The 18788-nt window shown below is 60.1% G+C and carries 20 protein-coding genes; 15 read left to right on the top strand and 5 right to left on the bottom strand.

The genetic code is table 11. From position 1 onward, the window contains the following. The first annotated feature begins 157 nt into the window (after positions 1-157). Entirely contained in the window at positions 158-1294 is a 1137-nt protein-coding gene (locus HX869_RS22450) for an acyl-CoA dehydrogenase family protein (RefSeq protein ID WP_003216028.1), read from the top strand. Positions 1295-1417: 123 nt separating this feature from the next. Here the strand turns inward: HX869_RS22450 and HX869_RS22445 are convergent, their stop codons facing one another. After that, positions 1418-2458 (bottom strand): NADP(H)-dependent aldo-keto reductase, encoded by a 1041-nt coding sequence (locus HX869_RS22445; protein WP_178903660.1) that lies wholly within the window; start codon positions 2456-2458, stop codon positions 1418-1420. A gap of 248 nt (positions 2459-2706) precedes the next feature. Between HX869_RS22445 and rplM the strand changes: the two genes are divergently transcribed. The 8 genes from rplM (at position 2707) to HX869_RS22405 (ending at position 8515) form a co-directional block, all read left to right on the top strand. After that, a complete protein-coding gene (gene rplM / locus HX869_RS22440) occupies positions 2707-3135 on the top strand; it encodes a 50S ribosomal protein L13 (RefSeq protein WP_003216032.1) in 429 nt (142 codons plus the stop codon). Between the two features lie 14 nt (positions 3136-3149). Continuing rightward, positions 3150-3542 (top strand): 30S ribosomal protein S9, encoded by a 393-nt coding sequence (rpsI, locus tag HX869_RS22435; RefSeq protein WP_003216038.1) that lies wholly within the window; start codon positions 3150-3152, stop codon positions 3540-3542. Between the two features lie 266 nt (positions 3543-3808). After that, entirely contained in the window at positions 3809-4405 is a 597-nt protein-coding gene (petA, locus tag HX869_RS22430; RefSeq protein ID WP_003216040.1) for a ubiquinol-cytochrome c reductase iron-sulfur subunit, read from the top strand. Then, entirely contained in the window at positions 4405-5616 is a 1212-nt protein-coding gene (locus tag HX869_RS22425; protein ID WP_177036224.1) for a cytochrome bc complex cytochrome b subunit, read from the top strand. The genes petA and HX869_RS22425 overlap by 1 nt, the downstream gene beginning before the upstream one ends. After that, the gene (locus HX869_RS22420) at positions 5616-6395 is read left to right on the top strand and encodes a cytochrome c1 (RefSeq protein ID WP_003216044.1); all 780 of its coding nucleotides are present in this window, start codon (positions 5616-5618) and stop codon (positions 6393-6395) included. Before HX869_RS22425 ends, HX869_RS22420 begins: the two co-directional genes overlap by 1 nt. 145 nt (positions 6396-6540) lie before the next feature. Beyond that, positions 6541-7158 (top strand): glutathione S-transferase N-terminal domain-containing protein, encoded by a 618-nt coding sequence (locus tag HX869_RS22415; RefSeq protein WP_003216049.1) that lies wholly within the window; start codon positions 6541-6543, stop codon positions 7156-7158. A gap of 17 nt (positions 7159-7175) precedes the next feature. Next, positions 7176-7595: a ClpXP protease specificity-enhancing factor gene (locus tag HX869_RS22410; RefSeq protein WP_177036223.1), complete on the top strand. Its 420-nt coding sequence runs from the start codon at positions 7176-7178 to the stop codon at positions 7593-7595. A gap of 170 nt (positions 7596-7765) precedes the next feature. Further along, complete coding sequence (locus HX869_RS22405; protein WP_008437251.1) at positions 7766-8515, top strand: FadR/GntR family transcriptional regulator; 750 nt, start codon at positions 7766-7768, stop codon at positions 8513-8515. A gap of 201 nt (positions 8516-8716) precedes the next feature. On the opposite strand, the gene HX869_RS22400 is transcribed toward HX869_RS22405, so the two are convergent. Then, the gene (locus HX869_RS22400; RefSeq protein WP_177036222.1) at positions 8717-9871 is read right to left on the bottom strand and encodes a phospholipase; all 1155 of its coding nucleotides are present in this window, start codon (positions 9869-9871) and stop codon (positions 8717-8719) included. 224 nt (positions 9872-10095) lie between these two features. Between HX869_RS22400 and kdgD the strand changes: the two genes are divergently transcribed. The 5 genes from kdgD (at position 10096) to HX869_RS22375 (ending at position 16643) form a co-directional block, all read left to right on the top strand. Next, complete coding sequence (kdgD, locus tag HX869_RS22395; RefSeq protein ID WP_003216058.1) at positions 10096-11007, top strand: 5-dehydro-4-deoxyglucarate dehydratase; 912 nt, start codon at positions 10096-10098, stop codon at positions 11005-11007. A 54-nt stretch (positions 11008-11061) separates the two neighbouring features. Continuing rightward, positions 11062-12507, top strand: a complete 1446-nt coding sequence (locus tag HX869_RS22390; protein WP_003216060.1) for an aldehyde dehydrogenase family protein — start codon at positions 11062-11064, stop codon at positions 12505-12507. 87 nt (positions 12508-12594) lie between these two features. Next, positions 12595-13959 (top strand): MFS transporter, encoded by a 1365-nt coding sequence (locus tag HX869_RS22385; protein ID WP_178903659.1) that lies wholly within the window; start codon positions 12595-12597, stop codon positions 13957-13959. Between the two features lie 13 nt (positions 13960-13972). Continuing rightward, positions 13973-15526, top strand: coding sequence for a galactarate dehydratase (garD, locus tag HX869_RS22380; protein WP_008437248.1), 1554 nt, complete (start codon positions 13973-13975; stop codon positions 15524-15526). Positions 15527-15701: 175 nt separating this feature from the next. Beyond that, on the top strand, positions 15702-16643 hold the full coding sequence (locus HX869_RS22375) for an AEC family transporter (RefSeq protein ID WP_102604562.1): 942 nt from the start codon (positions 15702-15704) through the stop codon (positions 16641-16643). Here HX869_RS22375 and HX869_RS22370 read toward each other — a convergent pair. From HX869_RS22370 to HX869_RS22360, 3 genes are read right to left on the bottom strand one after another with little or no spacing between them, the layout of a single operon-like run. Next, positions 16640-17020 (bottom strand): carboxymuconolactone decarboxylase family protein, encoded by a 381-nt coding sequence (locus HX869_RS22370; protein ID WP_178903658.1) that lies wholly within the window; start codon positions 17018-17020, stop codon positions 16640-16642. The genes HX869_RS22375 and HX869_RS22370 overlap by 4 nt on opposite strands. Then, a complete protein-coding gene (locus tag HX869_RS22365; protein ID WP_032899620.1) occupies positions 17017-18063 on the bottom strand; it encodes a calcium/sodium antiporter in 1047 nt (348 codons plus the stop codon). The genes HX869_RS22370 and HX869_RS22365 overlap by 4 nt, the downstream gene beginning before the upstream one ends. A gap of 59 nt (positions 18064-18122) precedes the next feature. Next, complete coding sequence (locus HX869_RS22360) at positions 18123-18494, bottom strand: septal ring lytic transglycosylase RlpA family protein (protein ID WP_003216071.1); 372 nt, start codon at positions 18492-18494, stop codon at positions 18123-18125. Positions 18495-18589: 95 nt separating this feature from the next. Here HX869_RS22360 and HX869_RS22355 point away from each other — a divergent pair. Further along, positions 18590-18788 (top strand): ATP-binding cassette domain-containing protein (locus HX869_RS22355; protein WP_178903675.1); only part of this gene is annotated, 199 nt, incomplete at its 3' end.

The raw sequence follows: 18788 nt of genomic DNA, 5'->3' as shown, positions 1-18788 counted from the left end.
TTGGTTAGACATAATTTCATTTATTCTTATAGGGGAAAGTGGTCACCAGACGGCTGGATCGTCTTATTTTTTGTCGCATGTGTCCAGTGTCCTGTGACGCCTTCGCGGCTTAGGCTCTGTGATCCCGGTCTTGTCCGACAATTCACACAGGTGACCCATGATTCCCAGAACCTTGTTCAGCTCGGAGCACGAACTCTTCCGCCAGAGCGTGCGCACCTTCCTCGAAAAAGACGCGGCGCCGTTCCACGGGCAATGGGAAAAGCAGGGCTACATCGACCGCAACCTGTGGAACAAGGCGGGGGAGGCGGGGATGCTCTGCTCGCATTTGCCGGAAGAGTACGGCGGCCTCGGGGCGGACTTTCTCTACAGCGCGGTGGTGATCGAGGAGATCAGTCGCCTGGGATTGACCGGGATTGGTTTCTCCCTGCATTCGGACATTGTTGCGCCCTACATCCTGCATTACGGCAGTGAGGCGCTGAAGCACAAGTACCTGCCCAAGCTGATCTCCGGGGAAATGGTCACGGCGATTGCCATGACCGAGCCGGGGGCCGGGTCCGACCTGCAAGGGGTCAAGACCACGGCGGTGCTGGATGGCGATGAATACGTGATCAACGGCTCCAAGACGTTCATCACCAATGGCTTCCTGGCTGATCTGGTGATCGTCGTGGCCAAGACCGATCCCAAGGCCGGCGCCAAGGGCACCAGTCTGTTTCTGGTGGAGGCCAACACGCCGGGCTTCGACAAGGGCAAGCGCCTGGAGAAGGTCGGGATGAAGGCCCAGGATACATCGGAGCTGTTCTTCCAGGATGTGCGGGTGCCCAAGGAGAATCTGCTGGGCCAGGCGGGGATGGGCTTTGCCTACCTGATGCAGGAGTTGCCGCAGGAGCGTTTGACGGTGGCGATTGGCGCGTTGTCGTCAGCCGAGGCGGCGCTGCAATGGACGCTGGAATACACCCGCGACCGCAAGGCGTTCGGCAAGGCGATCATCGACTTCCAGAACACCCGATTCAAGCTGGCGGAGATTGCCACTGAAACCCAGATCGGCCGGGTGTTTGTCGACAAGTGCATGGAGTTGCACCTGGAAGGCAAGCTCGATGTGCCCACGGCCGCGATGGCCAAATACTGGGCCACAGACCTGCAGTGCAAGGTGCTGGATGAGTGTGTGCAACTGCACGGCGGGTATGGGTTTATGTGGGAATACCCGATTGCGCGGGCGTGGGCAGATGCGCGGGTGCAGCGGATTTATGCGGGGACGAATGAGATCATGAAGGAGATTATTGCGCGGGCGCTTTGAATGCTTGGTGTTTTTGAGGGCCGCTTCGCGAGCAAGCCCGCTCCCACATTCGACTGCATTCCAAAGGTGGAACTCGGTCGAATGTGGGAGCGGGCTTGCTCGCGAAGGCGGTCTAGAGATCAATCAAGGCGCAGGATTCGGATGGTCCTTCTGAATCGCCTCAATCCCTGCCAGCACCTCATCCGACAGTTTCAGGTCGGCGCTGGCGATGTTGCTGTCCAGCTGGTCCAGGGTCGTGGCGCCAATGATGTTGCTGGTCACGAACGGTTGTTGGGTCACAAACGCCAATGCCATCTGCGCCGGGTCCAGGCCGTGCTCACGGGCCAGTGCCACGTAACCGCTGCATGCAGCCTCCGATTGCGCATTGAAGTAGCGGCTGAAGCGGCTATAGAGGCTCAGGCGACCCTTGGCCGGGCGTGCGCCACCTTCGTACTTGCCGCTGAGCATGCCGAACGCCAGCGGTGAATACGCCAGCAAACCGCACTGTTCACGGATGGCGATCTCCGCCAGGCCCACTTCAAAGCTGCGGTTGAGCAGGTTGTAGGGGTTCTGGATCGACACCGCGCGGGTCCAGCCACGGGCTTCGGCCAGGGCCAGGAACTTCATGGTGCCCCACGGGGTTTCGTTGGACAGGCCGATGTGGCGGATCTTGCCGGCCTTGACCTGCTCATCCAGGGCTTCGAGGGTTTCCTCCAGCGGCGTCAGGTCTTCGTCGGCCTTGTGCTTGTAGCCCAGTTGGCCGAAAAAGTTGGTGCTGCGTTCCGGCCAGTGCAGCTGGTAGAGGTCGATCCAGTCGGTTTGCAGGCGCTTGAGGCTCGCGTCCAGGGCTTCGGCGATGTGCTTGCGGTTGTGCTTGAGGCTGCCATCGCGGATGTAGTCGATGGTGTTGCCGGGGCCGGCGATCTTGCTGGCGAGGATCCAGTCGGCACGGTCGCCGCGGCTTTTGAAGTAATTACCGATGTAGCGCTCGGTGGTGGCGTAGGTGTCGGCCTTGGGCGGCACCGGGTACATTTCCGCGGTGTCGAGGAAGTTGATCCCCGCGGCCTTGGCCCGTTCGATCTGTGCGAAGGCCTCTGCCTCGCTGTTCTGCTCGCCCCAGGTCATGGTGCCCAAGGCTATCGCGCTCACGTTCAGATCGGTTCGGCCCAGCTGTCGATAGTCCATCGGGTACTCCTTCGGGGAAAACAATCATAAAAGCAGGTTGAAATTTTTTTGGCAATCTGCATAATTGCCCACCTCTTTCTGCAGTGGAAGTGATGCGCCGCCTGCCGAAGAATCTTGCCGTTGAACGGACGCGCCGACCCGAGCCCCCGATAGCGTCTGTATCCGGCTGCCTTTGACTTGTCAAAGTACGCACTATTCAGTAAGATCCGCCGTCTAATTTACAGGGCGGCCCCTGAGGCTATTAAAGAATGACAACTTTTACTGCAAAACCAGAAACAGTTCAGCGCGACTGGTTTGTCGTCGACGCCGCTGGTCAGACCCTGGGTCGTCTGGCCACTGAAGTCGCCAGCCGTCTGCGTGGCAAGCACAAGCCTGAGTACACCCCTCACGTTGATACCGGTGACTACATTGTCATCATCAACGCCGAGCAGGTACGTGTTACCGGCAACAAAGCGCAAGACAAAATGTACTACCGTCACTCCGGTTTCCCAGGCGGTATCAAGTCTTCGAACTTCGAAGGCCTGATCTCCAAAAAGCCTGAAGCCCCGATTGAAATCGCGGTCAAAGGTATGCTGCCGAAGGGCCCACTGGGTCGCGACATGTATCGCAAGCTGAAAGTCTATGCGGGCGCTGCTCACCCTCATGCTGCTCAGCAGCCCCAAGAACTGAAGTTTTAACGGAATAGTTCATTATGTCGGCGACTCAAAATTACGGCACTGGCCGTCGCAAAACCGCTACCGCTCGCGTTTTCCTGCGTCCGGGTACTGGTAACATCTCGATCAACAACCGCACTTTGGAAAATTTCTTCGGTCGCGAAACTGCCCGCATGGTAGTTCGTCAGCCGCTGGAATTGACCGAGACCGTTGAAAAGTTCGACATCTACGTCACCGTTATCGGTGGCGGTGTAAGTGGTCAAGCTGGCGCAATCCGCCACGGTATCACTCGCGCTCTGATGCAGTACGACGAAACCCTGCGTGGCGCTCTGCGCAAAGCTGGCTTCGTGACTCGCGATGCTCGTGAAGTTGAACGTAAGAAAGTTGGTCTGCGTAAAGCGCGTAAGCGTCCGCAGTACTCGAAGCGTTAATTCGCTTTTACGTTCCAGAAAACGCCCAGCCTCCTCACGGAGCTGGGCGTTTTTTATTGCCTGCTATTTATGTAAAAAAATCTGTGTGACAACTTGCCACATCCGTAGAGCCCCTATACTCAAAGGCTTGGAGCCAGTGCCGGGGGTAATTACCTTGTCAGACGTGGGGCTTTTCATTACCATTCGGCAAAATTTTTATAAGTTCAGATTTAACACTTAGTAGACGCCTGATTTAACAGGCCACAAAGCTGATGGGAGAGGACTGAATGAGCAATGACGGCGTGAATGCAGGCCGGCGTCGCTTCTTGGTAGCAGCCACATCCGTGGTGGGTGCTGCAGGAGCGGTGGGGGCTGCGGTCCCGTTCGTGGGGTCATGGTTTCCCAGTGCCAAGGCGAAAGCCGCAGGTGCACCGGTGAAGGTGAATGTCAGCAAGATCGATCCAGGCCAGCAAATGATTGCTGAATGGCGCGGTCAGCCAGTGTTCATCGTTCGTCGTACCGAGGAAATCCTGGGAAATCTGAAGAAGATCGAGGGCCAGCTGTCCGACCCCGACTCGAAGAATTCCGACCAACCCGCTTACGTCGATAAGGAAATTCGCTCGATCAAGCCGGAAATTCTGCTGCTGATCGGTATCTGCACCCACTTGGGTTGCTCTCCCACCTTCCGCCCGGAAGTGGCGCCCGCGGACCTGGGCAAGGACTGGGTCGGGGGCTATTTCTGCCCGTGCCACGGTTCTCACTACGACCTCGCTGGCCGCGTCTACAAGTCACAACCTGCACCACTGAACCTGCCAGTTCCGCCACATCACTACGAGACTGACAGTGTCATTGTCATTGGCGTCGACGAGGGGGAGAAAGCCTGATGAGCAAGTTCATGGATTGGGTGGATGCGCGCTTCCCCGCGACCAAGATGTGGGAAGACCACCTCAGCAAGTACTACGCACCGAAGAACTTCAACTTCTTCTATTTCTTTGGCTCCCTGGCACTTCTGGTACTGGTCAATCAGATCGTTACCGGTGTCTGGCTGACGATGAGCTACACCCCGTCGGCCGAAGAAGCCTTCGCCTCCGTCGAATACATCATGCGCGACGTCGAGTACGGCTCGATCCTGCGTCTGCTGCACTCCACCGGCGCCTCGGCGTTCTTCATCGTCGTCTACATGCACATGTTCCGTGGCCTGCTCTACGGCTCGTACCAGAAGCCTCGCGAGCTGGTGTGGGTGTTCGGCATGCTGATCTACCTGGCGCTGATGGCCGAGGCCTTCATGGGCTACCTGCTGCCGTGGGGCCAGATGTCCTATTGGGGCGCCCAGGTGATCATCTCGCTGTTCGGTGCGATCCCGGTCATCGGCAACGACCTGACCCAGTGGATTCGCGGTGACTACCTGATCTCCGGGATCACCCTGAACCGCTTCTTCGCCTTGCACGTGGTGGCCTTGCCGATCGTGATCCTGGGCCTGGTAGTGCTGCACATCCTGGCGTTGCACGAAGTGGGTTCGAACAACCCCGACGGCGTGGATATCAAGAAGCACAAGGACGAAAACGGCGTACCACTGGACGGCATTCCGTTCCACCCGTACTACACCGTGAAAGATATCGTCGGTGTGGTGGTGTTCCTGTTCATCTTCTGCTCGATCGTGTTCTTTTTCCCGGAGATGGGCGGTTATTTCCTCGAGAAACCGAACTTCGAACAGGCGAACGCCTTCAAGACCCCGGAACACATTGCCCCGGTCTGGTACTTCACTCCGTTCTACGCGATCTTGCGGGCGATTCCCGACAAACTCATGGGCGTTATCGCCATGGGCGCAGCGATTGCGGTGCTGTTCGTGCTGCCGTGGCTCGACCGTAGCCCGGTCAAGTCCATGCGCTACAAGGGCTGGCTGAGCAAGATCTGGCTGTGGGTGTTCTGCATTGCGTTCGTGATCCTGGGTGTGCTGGGCGTATTGGCGCCGACCCCGGAGCGTACGTTGCTGTCGCAGGTCTGCACCTTCCTGTACTTCGCCTACTTCATTCTGATGCCGCTCTATACCCGGCTCGAGAAGACCAAACCGGTACCGGAAAGGGTGACTGGCTGATGAAAAAATTATTCGTTGCATTCATTCTTGCGGCCCTGCCGCTGCTGTCTTTCGCCGCTGAACACGGCCCAGAGCTGGAAAAAGTCGACATCGACGTGTCGGACAAAGCCGCAATGCAGGACGGGCTGCGTACGTTCACCAACTACTGCATGGGCTGCCACAGCGCCAAGTTCCAGCGTTACGAGCGAGTGGCCGACGACCTGGGCATTCCCCATGACGTGATGCTGAGCCACTCGGTGTTCACCGGGGCGAAGATCGGCGACCACATGACCATCGGCATGCAACCGGCCGACGCCAAGACCTGGTTCGGGGCTGCACCGCCCGACCTGACCCTGGTGGCCCGTGTGCGTGGCACCGATTGGCTCTATGGCTACCTGAAATCCTTCTATGAAGACCCGACGCGTCCCTACGGCGTGAACAACAAAGTGTTCCCGAACGTCGGTATGCCTAACGTTCTGGTCGGCCTGCAAGGTCGCCAAGTGGTAGGATGCAAGCAAGTACAAATCGTCGAAGACGGCAAGAAGCAGTATGATCCGCTCACCGGTACGCCTTTGACTCATGAAGCGTGCGATCAGCTGACCATAGTGCCGAAGACCGGCACGCTGAACGAAGAGCAGTTCGACGAGAAGGTCAAGAATCTGGTGACCTTCCTGGCCTACTCGGCCAACCCAGTGAAGCTGCAGCATCAGCGCATTGGTACCTATGTGTTGCTGTACCTGGCCTTCTTCTTCGTGTTCGCCTATCTGCTGAAACGCGAATACTGGAAGGATGTGCATTGATCCAACCGTAAGTAATTGCTGTTAATCTTGCGCGCCCAGCGGCATCTCTGAAGGTAAGTCTGGTTTATCCAGGCATCACGGAGATGCTCACTGGGCGCGCTCGTTTTTGAGCTTCCGATAATTTCAACAAGCGAGGAGGACCGCCATGGGCGTGACCAATCGGTTGGCCTGTTACTCCGACCCCGCCGACCACTATTCCCACCGAGTACGCATCGTGCTCGCAGAGAAGGGTGTCAGCGCAGAGATCATCAGTGTGGAGGTGGGACGTCACCCGCCGAAACTGATCGAAGTGAACCCTTACGGCAGCTTGCCCACCCTGGTCGATCGTGACCTGGCGTTGTGGGAGTCAACCGTGGTGATGGAATACCTGGATGAGCGTTATCCCCATCCACCGTTGCTGCCGGTGTATCCGGTGGCGCGTGCCAACAGCCGCCTGCTGATCCATCGGATCCAGCGTGACTGGTGTGGCCTGGTGGACCTGATTCTGGATTCACGCAGCAAGGAAGCGGCCCGGGTTCAGGCGCGCAAGGAATTGCGCGAGAGCCTGACCGGTGTTTCGCCGTTGTTTGCCGACAAACCTTTTTTCCTCAGCGAGGAACAAAGTCTGGTGGATTGCTGCCTATTACCCATACTCTGGCGCTTGCCGATTTTGGGCATAGAACTGCCGCGGCCTGCCAAGCCGCTGCTTGACTACATGGAGCGCCAGTTTGCGCGTGAGGCTTTCCAGGCGAGTCTGTCTGGTGTCGAACGCGATATGCGCTAAGGCTTAAGGAGCCGTTGATGAACTCCAGTCGACCTTACCTGGTCCGCGCGCTCTATGAGTGGATAGTGGACAACGATTGCACCCCGCACATGCTGGTCAATTCCGAGTTTCCCGCGGTTCAGGTACCGCAAGGTTTTGCCAGTGACGGACAAATCGTCCTGAACGTTTCACCCAGTGCCGTGCGACACCTGCACATGGACAATGAAGCGGTCAGCTTTGAAGGGCGTTTCGGCGGTGTGCCGCATACGCTGTTCGTGCCCATCGGTGCCATCCTCGGGATCTACGCCCGGGAAAATGGCCAGGGCATGGTGTTTGATCTGGAGTCTTCCCTTGAGGATGACGAAGCGATCGAGCTCGGAGGCGAAGATGATGTGCCGCCGCCGGATTCCGAGCCACCGCGTCCAAGCGGTCGGCCGAGTCTGAAAGTGGTGAAGTAACAAGGCGCGGGCCCTCGGGCCAGCGTTGAAAATGCCTCGGCGATGCCGGGGCATTTTTTTGCCTGGCGAAAACCCCGGCGGTTATAGATGAAAGTCATGACAGGACGGTGATCGTACAACCGCCATGGGCTATCATGCGTGCTTCAGATCGCCGAGATAGATGATTCATCATGGAAAACTCCAGCGCCGCCCCTCGTCTTCCCCGCAAGCGCCGCAGCCTTGCCCAGGAATTGGTCACGGTGTTGTCCGAGCAGATCCGCGACGGCCAACTCAAACGTGGCGACAAACTGCCCACCGAGTCGGCGATCATGGACGCCCACGGGGTCAGCCGCACCGTGGTGCGTGAAGCCATCTCGCGATTGCAGGCCGCCGGGCAGGTAGAAACCCGCCATGGCATCGGTACCTTTGTGCTGGATACGCCAAGCCCCAGCGGTTTCCGGATTGATCCGGCCACTGTCGTCACCCTGCGTGATGTGCTGGCCATCCTTGAACTGCGGATCAGCCTGGAAGTGGAGTCTGCCGGGCTTGCTGCCCAGCGCCGTAGCGACGAGCAATTGGCCGGCATGCGTGCTGCCCTCGATGCGCTGAACGAAAGCGCGGCCCACGCCGGTGATGCGGTGGCGTCGGACTTCCAGTTCCACCTGCAGATTGCCCTGTCCACCGGCAACCGCTACTTCACCGACATCATGACCCACCTGGGCACCAGCATCATTCCGCGCACGCGGCTGAACTCGGCACGCCTGGCCCATGATGACCAGCAGCACTACATGAGCCGCCTGAGCCGCGAACACGAAGAGATCTATGAGGCGATCGCGCGCCAGGATTCGGATGCGGCGCGGGCGGCCATGCGGTTGCACCTGACCAACAGCCGTGAGCGGCTGCGCCATGCCCATGAAGAGGCGGAAGCGCAGCGCGGTTGATTCCAGGCTGGACGTAAGCGTGTGGCTTGAAAGCTCATTGTGGCGAGGGAGCTTGCTCCCGTTGGGCCGCGCAGCGGCCCCAAATCCATTGCCCCGAGTTCTGTCTGAAAGAACCCCGTGTTCTTGCCGGGGCTGCTTCGCAGCCCAACGGGAGCAAGCTCCCTCGCCACAGGTTAGTGCGCGAGGCTTAACTCACGTCTTTCAGGCCGGCTGATTCGGCTTGTAGTCCTTGAGCAGCAGATACGTGCTCCAACCCCACCAGTCATTGGTCCACTGCTTGTCGTTCAGGTTGTTGACGTCCTTGCGTCGCAGCACCTTGTCGCCTTCAGCCTTGAACAGCGGTGAGAAGTTGTTCGCCGGGTTCTGCGCGGCGTTCAGGTCCGGCACATACAGCGGTGCCTTGAAGTTGGCCGGGGAGGGCGCCATGCCGCTGATAAACGTTTCGAAGATCTCATCGGCCGAGGCCTGCACGGCGCGTTTGACCATGGCGCGGTTGGCCGCATCGTTGCTGTCGAAATAGCGTTTATCACCGTAGGCATGCCACTGCTCGCCCAGGGCGTTGCGCACATTGAGCCCGAACTTGCTGTCTTCATCGTGCATGAAGCGGCTGATCAGCGAGCCCAGTTCACCCGGTGTCACCACCGCCGCCAGTTGCTTGCGCGGTACCCGCAGGTGCCCGGCGGAAAATAGATCGGTCAAAAAGTGATCAGCAAAGCTGTTCATGGCATAGGCCAGTTCCAGCGCCTGGTCGGTGCCGGTCTGATACGCCACGACGGCTTGTTGCAAGGCTGCCGTATGCCCCGCCAGATAGGCCGCCAAAGCCCATTCGCCAAAGTGGTCGGCATTGTCTGCCGCCAGTTTGAGGTAGCGACCCAGTGGAATCAGCGCCGAGACGGCACTGCCGCCGCCGGTGATGTGGTTCCATTCCTCGGACAAGGTGTCACCCAGCGCGTCATAGGCTTCATGGGGTTGCTTGCCGTCCTTGATCGCCTGGTTGACCGCATTGATCTCCTTTTGCATCACCGCCAGGATCTTGCCCGCTTCTTCCCGTGATGCTGGCAATACCGCCAGCGAGTTGAATGCATCGGTAAAGCGCTGCACACGATCAGCGGGCGATGTGCCTTCGTTGATGGGGCGCCCGGGGATGCCATAGAAATCACCGCCCAGGGCGATGATCTGGCCGTAGCTCAGGGCCAGGCCATTGGGCAGGTGCAATTCGACCTGCCGCGCGGGAATCGGCGGGGCGTCCTTGACGAAACGCAACAGGGTGTCGTCGCCGATGGCGGTGTGTTCGCCGCCTTCAAAACGCAGGGTTGGTGGGGTTTTCACAGGTGTGGCGAGTTCAAGATCTGACATGTTAGCTCCTTGCTACGTCGTAGGAATCTTCCGTAATAACTGTACGTATATACAGTTATCCCGAGCATAGAGGAAAAACTTCCTACGTCAAGAAAGCAGCAATCGAGAAGGGCGGCGATGAATTGCAGTTGACGAATATTTTTATAGTTGTACGATGACGTACGACATCAAGATAACCATCCGTAATCTCACAACAGAAAGTCTTCGCCCAGGGTGTTCGAATAATGAATCCACAAGAACTGAAGTCCATCCTCTCTCACGGTCTGCTGTCTTTCCCGGTGACCGATTTCAATGCCCAGGGTGATTTCCACCAGGCGGGCTACATCAAGCGTCTGGAATGGCTGGCCCCTTACGGCGCTACCGCCTTGTTCGCCGCTGGCGGCACCGGTGAGTTTTTCTCCCTGGCGGCCAGCGAATATTCGCAAGTAGTGAAAACCGCCGTTGATACCTGCGCCACCAGCGTGCCGATTCTTGCCGGCGTCGGCGGTGCCACCCGCCAGGCTATCGAGTACGCCCAGGAAGCCGAGCGTCTGGGCGCCAAAGGCCTGTTGCTGCTGCCGCACTACCTGACCGAAGCCAGCCAGGACGGGGTTGCCGCCCACGTTGAAGCGGTGTGCAAGTCGGTCAAGATCGGTGTAGTGGTCTACAACCGCAACGTCTGCCGCCTGACCGCGCCGCTGCTGGAACGCCTGGCCGAGCGCTGCCCGAACCTGATCGGTTACAAGGACGGCCTGGGTGACATTGAATTGATGGTGTCGATCCGTCGTCGCCTCGGTGACCGTTTCAGCTACCTGGGCGGCTTGCCGACTGCAGAGGTTTACGCCGCTGCCTACAAGGCCCTGGGCGTGCCGGTGTACTCCTCGGCGGTGTTCAACTTCATTCCAAAAACCGCGATGGATTTCTACCACGCCATTGCCCGGGAAGATCACGCCACCGTCGGCAAGATCATCGACGACTTCTTCCTGCCGTACCTCGACATCCGTAACCGCAAGGCCGGTTACGCGGTGAGCATCGTCAAGGCCGGGGCGAAAATCGTCGGTTACGACGCAGGCCCCGTGCGTACGCCGCTGACCGATCTGCTGCCGGAAGAATACGAAGCCCTGGCCGCGTTGATCGACAAGCAAGGCGCGCAATAACCCATCACCAAGGCCGCTGAGTAATCAGCGGCTTTTTGCGTCAGGAGAGAATTCGTGTCCCAAGCCAAGCGTTTTGAAAACTACATCGGTGGCCAGTGGGTTGCCGGTGCCGACTACTCGGCCAACATCAATCCGTCGGAGTTGTCTGATGTCATTGGCGAATACGCCAAGGCTGACCTCGCCCAGGTCCACGCGGCCATCGACGCTGCGCGCGCTGCTTTTCCGGCGTGGTCCACTTCCGGGATCCAGGCGCGTCATGATTCGCTGGATAAAGTCGGCACCGAAATCCTCGCCCGTCGCGAAGAACTCGGCACCCTGCTGGCCCGGGAAGAGGGCAAGACCCTGCCGGAAGCCATCGGCGAAGTGACCCGCGCCGGTAACATCTTCAAATTCTTCGCCGGTGAATGCCTGCGCCTGTCCGGCGACTACCTGCCGTCGGTGCGTCCGGGCGTCAACGTTGAAGTGACCCGTGAGGCGTTGGGCGTGGTTGGCCTGATCACGCCGTGGAACTTCCCGATTGCCATCCCGGCCTGGAAGATCGCCCCGGCCCTGGCCTATGGCAACTGCGTGGTGCTCAAGCCGGCTGAGCTGGTGCCGGGCTGCGCCTGGGCCCTGGCCGAAATCATCTCCCGCGCCGGCTTCCCTGCCGGTGTGTTCAACCTGGTGATGGGCAGCGGCCGTGTGGTCGGCGATGCCATGGTCAACAGCCCGAAAGTCGACGGCATCAGCTTCACCGGCTCGGTGGGCGTGGGTCGTCAGATCGCCGTCAGCTGCGTGTCGCGCCAGGCCAAGGTGCAGTTGGAAATGGGCGGCAAGAACCCGCAGATCATTCTCGACGACGCCGACCTCAAGCAAGCCGTCGAGCTGTCGGTGCAGAGCGCGTTCTACTCCACCGGCCAGCGTTGCACCGCGTCCAGCCGCTTTATCGTCACCGCCGGGATTCACGACCAGTTCGTCGCGGCCATGGCCGAGCGGATGAAGTCGATCAAGGTCGGCCACGCCCTGAAAACCGGCACCGACATCGGCCCGGTGGTTTCCCAGGCCCAGTTGGACCAGGACTTGAAGTACATCGACATCGGCCAGAGCGAAGGCGCCCGGCTGGTCAGCGGCGGTGAGCTGGTGACCTGCGACACCGAAGGCTACTTCCTCGCGCCGACGCTGTTTGCCGACAGCGAAGCCGCGATGCGCATCAGCCGTGAAGAGATCTTCGGGCCGGTGGCCAACGTGGTGCGCGTGGCGGATTACGAGGCGGCGCTGGCGATGGCCAACGACACCGAGTTCGGCCTCTCGGCCGGTATCGCCACCACCTCGCTGAAATACGCCAACCACTTCAAGCGTCATTCCCAGGCCGGGATGGTGATGGTCAATCTGCCGACTGCCGGTGTGGATTACCACGTTCCATTCGGCGGCCGTAAGGGTTCATCCTACGGTTCGCGTGAGCAGGGTCGCTATGCGCAAGAGTTCTACACCGTGGTGAAAACCAGCTACATCGGTTCGTAACGGCTGCACCCTGTGGCGGGTCCGTGCCCGCCACAGGCTTACAATTTGATTACCCGCAAAAAAAATAATTAGTGGGAGTACATCTTCATGCAAGCGACCAAGCCGACCCATGTCCGTTATTTGATCCTGCTCATGCTGTTCCTGGTGACCACGATCAACTACGCCGACCGGGCCACCATCGCCATTGCCGGCTCCAGCCTGCAAAAAGACCTCGGCATCGACGCGGTCACCCTTGGCTATATCTTCTCCGCATTCGGTTGGGCCTACGTGGCCGGGCAAATTCCCGGCGGCTGGCTGCTGGACCGCTTCGGTTCGAAAAAAGTCTACGCCCTGAGTATCTTCACCTGGTCACTGTTCACCGTGCTGCAAGGCTATGTCGGTGAGTTCGGTGTTTCCACGGCCATCGTTGCGCTGTTCATGTTGCGCTTCCTGGTGGGCCTGGCTGAAGCGCCATCCTTCCCCGGAAATGCGCGCATCGTGGCGGCGTGGTTTCCTACGGCTGAGCGGGGTACGGCCTCGGCGATCTTCAACTCGGCGCAGTACTTCGCGACTGTGTTGTTCGCGCCGTTGATGGGTTGGATCGTCTACACCTTCGGCTGGCAGCACGTGTTTATCGTGATGGGCGGCATCGGCATTCTGTTCTCGTTGATCTGGCTGAAACTTATCCACAGCCCGCGCCAACACCCGATGATCAACGACGCCGAACTGCAGCACATCGCCCAGAACGGCGGCATGGTCGATATGGATCAGGACAAGGGCAAAGGCAAGAAAGTCGACGGGCCGAAGTGGGATTACATTCGTCAATTGCTGACCAATCGCATGATGCTCGGCGTGTATCTGGGCCAGTACTGCATCAACGGCATCACCTACTTCTTCCTGACCTGGTTCCCGGTGTACCTGGTCCAGGAGCGCGGCATGACGATCCTCAAGGCCGGCTTTATTGCTTCCCTGCCTGCGGTCTGTGGTTTTATCGGTGGCGTGTTGGGCGGGATCATTTCCGACTATCTGCTGCGCAAAGGCCATTCGCTGACGTTCGCCCGCAAGGCGCCGATCATTGGTGGATTGCTGATTTCCTGCAGTATCGTGGCCTGCAACTACGTAGACATCGAATGGATGGTGGTGGGCTTCATGGCCCTGGCCTTCTTCGGTAAAGGCGTTGGCGCACTGGGTTGGGCGGTAGTCTCCGACACCTCGCCAAAGCAAATCGCCGGTTTGAGCGGTGGTCTGTTCAACATGTTCGGCAACATCGCGTCGATCACCACCCCGATTGTGATCGGCTACATCATCAGCACCACCGGCTCGTTCAAGTGGGCCCTGGTGTTCGTTGGCGCCAACGCGCTGGTCGCTGTGTTCAGTTACGTAGTGATCGTTGGCCCGATCAAGCGTGTAGTGCTCAAGGAGCCGCCGGCCAAAGGCCCCGAGATGACTAAACTTTCCCAAGCGCATTCCTGAAGGGGCCCGCGTCATGCAGTTGATTGAACATGCCGATTCGCCACGCTCCATCCGTTTGCACGCGCTGGATAACGTGGTGATTGTGGTCAACGACCAGGGCGTACCGGCGGGGACCGAGTTTCCCGACGGCCTGGTGACGGTGGATTTCATTCCCCAAAGCCACAAGGTGACGCTGGAAGACATCCCCGAAGGCGGCCGCATCATTCGCTACGGCCAGACCATCGGTTATGCGTTGCGCCCGATTCCGCGAGGCAGTTGGGTGCAGGAAGATCAACTGCGCATGCCCACGGCGCCGCCGCTGGACAGCTTGCCGCTGTCCACCGAAGTGCCCGACGCCCAGGCGCCCCTGGAGGGTTTTACCTTCGAGGGTTATCGCAATGCCGACGGCACCGTGGGCACACGCAATATCCTCGGGATTACCACCACGGTGCAGTGCGTCACGGGCGTGCTGGACCATGCGGTGAAGCGCATCAAGGACGAGTTGCTGCCCAAGTACCCGAACGTCGATGACGTGGTGGCGCTGACCCACAGCTACGGCTGCGGCGTGGCGATCACGGCCACCGACGCCTACATCCCGATCCGCACCGTGCGTAACCTGGCGCGCAATCCGAACCTGGGCGGTGAAGCCCTGGTGATCAGCCTGGGTTGCGAAAAGTTGCAGGCCGGGCAGGTGATGCATGAAAACGACAGCTCGGTAGACCTGAGCGAGCCATGGCTGTATCGGTTGCAGGACTCCAGCCACGGCTTTACCGAAATGATCGAACAGATCATGGAACTGGCCGAAACCCGCCTGAAGAAACTCGACCTGCGCCGGCGGGAAACCGTACCGGCGTCGGAGTTGATCCTCGGCATGCAGTGTGGCGGCAGTGATGCGTTCTCGGGGATTACCGCGAACCCGGCGCTGGGTTATGCCTCGGATTTGCTGCTGCGGGCGGGCGCGACGGTGATGTTTTCCGAAGTGACCGAAGTCCGCGATGCGATCTACCTGCTGACTTCCCGTGCCGAGAACCAGGACGTGGCCCGGGAACTGGTGCGGGAAATGGACTGGTACGACCGCTACCTGGCCAAGGGCGAGGCGGATCGCAGCGCCAACACTACGCCCGGGAACAAGAAGGGTGGGTTGTCGAATATTGTCGAGAAGTCGTTGGGGTCGATCGTCAAGTCGGGCAGCAGTGCGATCAATGGCGTGCTTGGCCCGGGCGAGCGGTTCAATCGCAAGGGCCTGATCTTTTGCGCCACGCCGGCGAGTGATTTTGTGTGCGGCACGTTGCAGTTGGCGGCGGGGATGAATTTGCATGTGTTCACCACCGGGCGTGGCACGCCCTATGGGCTGGCGATGGCGCCGGTGGTGAAGGTCTCTACCCGGACGGAGCTGGCGCAGCGTTGGCCTGACCTGATTGATATCGACGCCGGGCGGATCGCCACCGGCCGGGCGACGATTGAGGAGCTGGGTTGGGAGTTGTTCCACTTCTATCTGGATGTGGCCAGCGGCAAGAAGCAGACATGGGCGGAGCAGCACAAGCTGCATAACGACATTACGTTGTTCAATCCCGCGCCGATTACTTAAGACCGAGTCGCCTGCTTCGCGAGCAAGCCCGCTCCCACATTTGACTGCATTCCAAAGGTAGAACTCGGTCAAATGTGGGAGCGGGCTTGCTCGCGAAAGCGGTAGTCCAGACGAAGCTGGCCATGCTGGCTTATCATTAGCCACCTACCGACGCCCACCCAAGGTTCTCCCCGGCATGCTGGCTATCTTCCTACAAACCCTGAACATCACCGCGCCGGTGTTTGCCATGCTGTTCCTGGGCGTCCTGCTCAAGCGCATCAACTGGATCAACGACAACTTTATCCACATCGCTTCGGCCCTGGTGTTCAACGTCACCATGCCGGCGTTGCTGTTCCTCGGGATTCTCCATGCCGACCTGCATTCAGCCCTCAAGCCCGGCCTGCTGATCTACTTCGCCGTCGCCACGCTGGTAAGCTTCGCCCTGGCCTGGGGCTGGGCGATCTTTCGATGCCCGCGGGAAGATCGCGGCATCTACGCCCAAGGCGCGTTTCGCGGTAACAACGGTGTGATCGGCCTGGCCCTGGCCGCCAGTATGTACGGCGACTACGGGATTTCCCTTGGCGCGGTGCTCGCGGCGCTGGTGATCCTGTTCTACAACACCCTGTCGACCATTGTGCTGGCGGTGTACAGCCCGGTGATCAAGTCCGACCCGTGGAGCATTTTCAAAAGCGTGCTGGCCAACCCGTTGATCATCAGCGTGATCGCGGCGGCGCCCTTCGCGTACTTCCAGATTGGCTTGCCTGGCTGGCTGGAATCCTCCGGGCAGTACCTGGCGGACATGACGTTGCCATTGGCGTTGATCTGTATCGGTGGCACGTTGTCGTTGGCGGCGCTGCGTAAAAGCGGCGACATGGCCCTGAGTGCCAGCCTGATGAAGATGGTCTGGCTGCCGGTGATCGCGACCCTGGGGGCGTGGCTGCTGGGGTTTCGCGGGCCGGAGTTGGGGATTCTGTTCCTGTACTTCGGCGCGCCCACGGCGGCGGCCAGTTTTGTCATGGCGCGGGCGGCGGAGGGCAATCATGAACTGGCGGCCGCGATTATCGTGATCACCACCCTGATGGCGGCGGTGACCACGAATATCGGGATTTTCGTGTTGCAGGCGGGTGGCTGGATCTAGGCGTCTTTCTGGTAGCTGTCGATCACTTCCTGCGCGGCGCGGAAGGCGTCAATCGCCGCCGGCACACCGGCATACACCGCACAATGCAGCAGCGCCTCGCGAATCTCCTCCACGGTGCAACCGTTGTTCAGCGCGCCGCGCACGTGGCCCTTGAGTTCCTGCGGGCACTTGAGGGCGGTCAACGCGGCGAGGGTGATCAGGCTGCGGGTTTTCAGCGGCAACCCTTCGCGATTCCACACGCTGCCCCAGGCATGCTCGTTGACGAAATCCTGCAGCGGCTGGCTGAACTCCGTGGCATTGCCCAGCGCCCGATCGACAAACACTTCACCCATCACCTGGCGGCGCATTTCAACGCCGGGCTTTTTCTGTTCGGTCATTGCGATTCCCTCTTGTGTTGGCGGCGCCAGGCTTGCAGCGAGGTGAACAACAGGAAAGCCACCAGCGCTGGCAGGACGTAATACAGCATCAGTTGTTCAAGCTTGTTGGCCAGCGGCATGCCGAAGGTGAACGACACCACGTGCAGCCCGTACACCAGGTACAGGCCCAGGAACACCAGGCCTTCGGCCCGGGTGACGCGGTAGCCCGAATAAAACACCGGCAGGCACAGGGCTACCACGCCGAGCATTACCGGCAGGTCGAAATCCAGGGCATTGGGCGACACCGACAACGGCGAGGGCGCCACGAGGGCGGTAAAGCCCAGCACCCCAAGCAGGTTGAACAGGTTGCTGCCGATCACGTTGCCCACGGCAATTTCCCGCTGGCCGCGCAGGGCGGCGATCAGCGAGGTGGCCAGGCAGGGCAGGGAAGTGCCGACGCCAATCAGCGTCAGGCCGATGATGCGTTCCGACAGGCCCAGGTCAGAGGCCACGTCCACCGCCGCGCCCAGCAGCAGGTGCCCGGCCAGTACGAGGATCAACAGCCCACCGAGCATCAGCAGCACGCTGCTCAGCCACGGCGCCTGCACCACAGTGTCCCGGGTGCGCGGGCGGCGGGAGTGGCGGGTCTGGTAGAGCAGCACGCCGAGGTAGGCCACCAGGGCCACCAGCAGTAACAGGCCATCGATCGGCGTGAGTTCTTCATTGGCGGCTAGCACAAACACCAGCAGGCTGGCGATGATCATCATCGGGATATCCAGGCGTACCAATTGCCGGGAGACCCGCAGCGGAATGATCAGGGCTGCCAGGCCAAGGGTCACGAGGGTGTTGAAGATGCTGCTGCCGATCACACTGCCCACGGCGATGTCGGTGTTGTCCGCCAGGGTCGCTTGCAAGCTGATCGCCATCTGCGGCGCGCTGCTGCCGAAGGCGACGATGCTCAGGCCGATGATCAGCGGACGCACCTTGAGGCTGGCCGCCAGGCGCACGGCGGCGCGCACCAATACTTCGGCACCGAAGATCAACAGCAGCAGGCCGCTGATCAGTTCGATCAGGCTAAAGGGCGAGAGGGTGGTTAATGCGGAAATGGCCTGGGCTCCGTCGGTCAGTTGCTGAGGGCTTGCACGCGAACGCGCGCGGTGCCGCTGCCGATCATACCGATCTGTTCGGCGGCCTTGCGTGAAAGGTCGATCAGGCGCCCACGGGTATGCGGGCCGCGATCATTGATGCGGACAACGACGCTTTTGTTGTTGTCGAGATTGGTGACCTTCACCTGCGTGCCGAAGGGCAGGCGACGATGGGCGGCGGTCAGGGCATTCTGGTTGAACGGTTCACCGCTGGCAGTGCGGTTGCCGTGGTGTTTGGCGCCGTAGTAGGAAGCGGAGCCGGTTTCGTCATAGCCGTTGGGGTCGATGAGGCCGCTGGCGCAGCCGGCGAGCAGAGAGAACAGGGCCAACAGGCCGAGTAGACGCTTCATTTTCAAGGTTTCCCCCTTACAGATGTGGGAGCGGGCTTGGGTGGGAGCGGGCTTGCTCGCGAATGCAGTGTGTCAGGCAACGAATAGGCTGACTGATCCACCGCTTTCGCGAGCAAGCCCGCTCCCACACACTCAACCTCACCGCCCTCGCCTGGACCCCACCAGGCCACGAGCACTGTCATCACCAGTTCCAACTGCGTGACGCCAGCCTGCACGTGAACGCCGGTGAGTTCGTCGGGCTGATCGGCCCCAACGGCAGCGGCAAGACCAGCCTGCTGCGCTGCGCCTATCGGT

This window comes from Pseudomonas sp. P7779, assembly GCF_013386315.1.
In the GTDB taxonomy this organism is placed as follows: domain Bacteria; phylum Pseudomonadota; class Gammaproteobacteria; order Pseudomonadales; family Pseudomonadaceae; genus Aquipseudomonas.
Note: the sequence above shows the minus strand (reverse complement) of the source record. Positions and strands in the feature narration are given on the sequence as shown.

Excerpts from the sequence above, each read along its gene's own strand:
- HX869_RS22450 (WP_003216028.1), top strand. The coding sequence starts at position 158 with ATGATTCCCAGAACCTTGTTCAGCTCGGAGCACGAACTCTTCCGCCAG.
- HX869_RS22445 (WP_178903660.1), bottom strand. The coding sequence starts at position 2,458 with ATGGACTATCGACAGCTGGGCCGAACCGATCTGAACGTGAGCGCGATA.
- rplM (WP_003216032.1), top strand. The coding sequence starts at position 2,707 with ATGACAACTTTTACTGCAAAACCAGAAACAGTTCAGCGCGACTGGTTT.
- rpsI (WP_003216038.1), top strand. The coding sequence starts at position 3,150 with ATGTCGGCGACTCAAAATTACGGCACTGGCCGTCGCAAAACCGCTACC.
- petA (WP_003216040.1), top strand. The coding sequence starts at position 3,809 with ATGAGCAATGACGGCGTGAATGCAGGCCGGCGTCGCTTCTTGGTAGCA.
- HX869_RS22425 (WP_177036224.1), top strand. The coding sequence starts at position 4,405 with ATGAGCAAGTTCATGGATTGGGTGGATGCGCGCTTCCCCGCGACCAAG.
- HX869_RS22420 (WP_003216044.1), top strand. The coding sequence starts at position 5,616 with ATGAAAAAATTATTCGTTGCATTCATTCTTGCGGCCCTGCCGCTGCTG.
- HX869_RS22415 (WP_003216049.1), top strand. The coding sequence starts at position 6,541 with ATGGGCGTGACCAATCGGTTGGCCTGTTACTCCGACCCCGCCGACCAC.
- HX869_RS22410 (WP_177036223.1), top strand. The coding sequence starts at position 7,176 with ATGAACTCCAGTCGACCTTACCTGGTCCGCGCGCTCTATGAGTGGATA.
- HX869_RS22405 (WP_008437251.1), top strand. The coding sequence starts at position 7,766 with ATGGAAAACTCCAGCGCCGCCCCTCGTCTTCCCCGCAAGCGCCGCAGC.
- HX869_RS22400 (WP_177036222.1), bottom strand. The coding sequence starts at position 9,871 with ATGTCAGATCTTGAACTCGCCACACCTGTGAAAACCCCACCAACCCTG.
- kdgD (WP_003216058.1), top strand. The coding sequence starts at position 10,096 with ATGAATCCACAAGAACTGAAGTCCATCCTCTCTCACGGTCTGCTGTCT.
- HX869_RS22385 (WP_178903659.1), top strand. The coding sequence starts at position 12,595 with ATGCAAGCGACCAAGCCGACCCATGTCCGTTATTTGATCCTGCTCATG.
- garD (WP_008437248.1), top strand. The coding sequence starts at position 13,973 with ATGCAGTTGATTGAACATGCCGATTCGCCACGCTCCATCCGTTTGCAC.
- HX869_RS22375 (WP_102604562.1), top strand. The coding sequence starts at position 15,702 with ATGCTGGCTATCTTCCTACAAACCCTGAACATCACCGCGCCGGTGTTT.
- HX869_RS22370 (WP_178903658.1), bottom strand. The coding sequence starts at position 17,020 with ATGACCGAACAGAAAAAGCCCGGCGTTGAAATGCGCCGCCAGGTGATG.
- HX869_RS22360 (WP_003216071.1), bottom strand. The coding sequence starts at position 18,494 with ATGAAGCGTCTACTCGGCCTGTTGGCCCTGTTCTCTCTGCTCGCCGGC.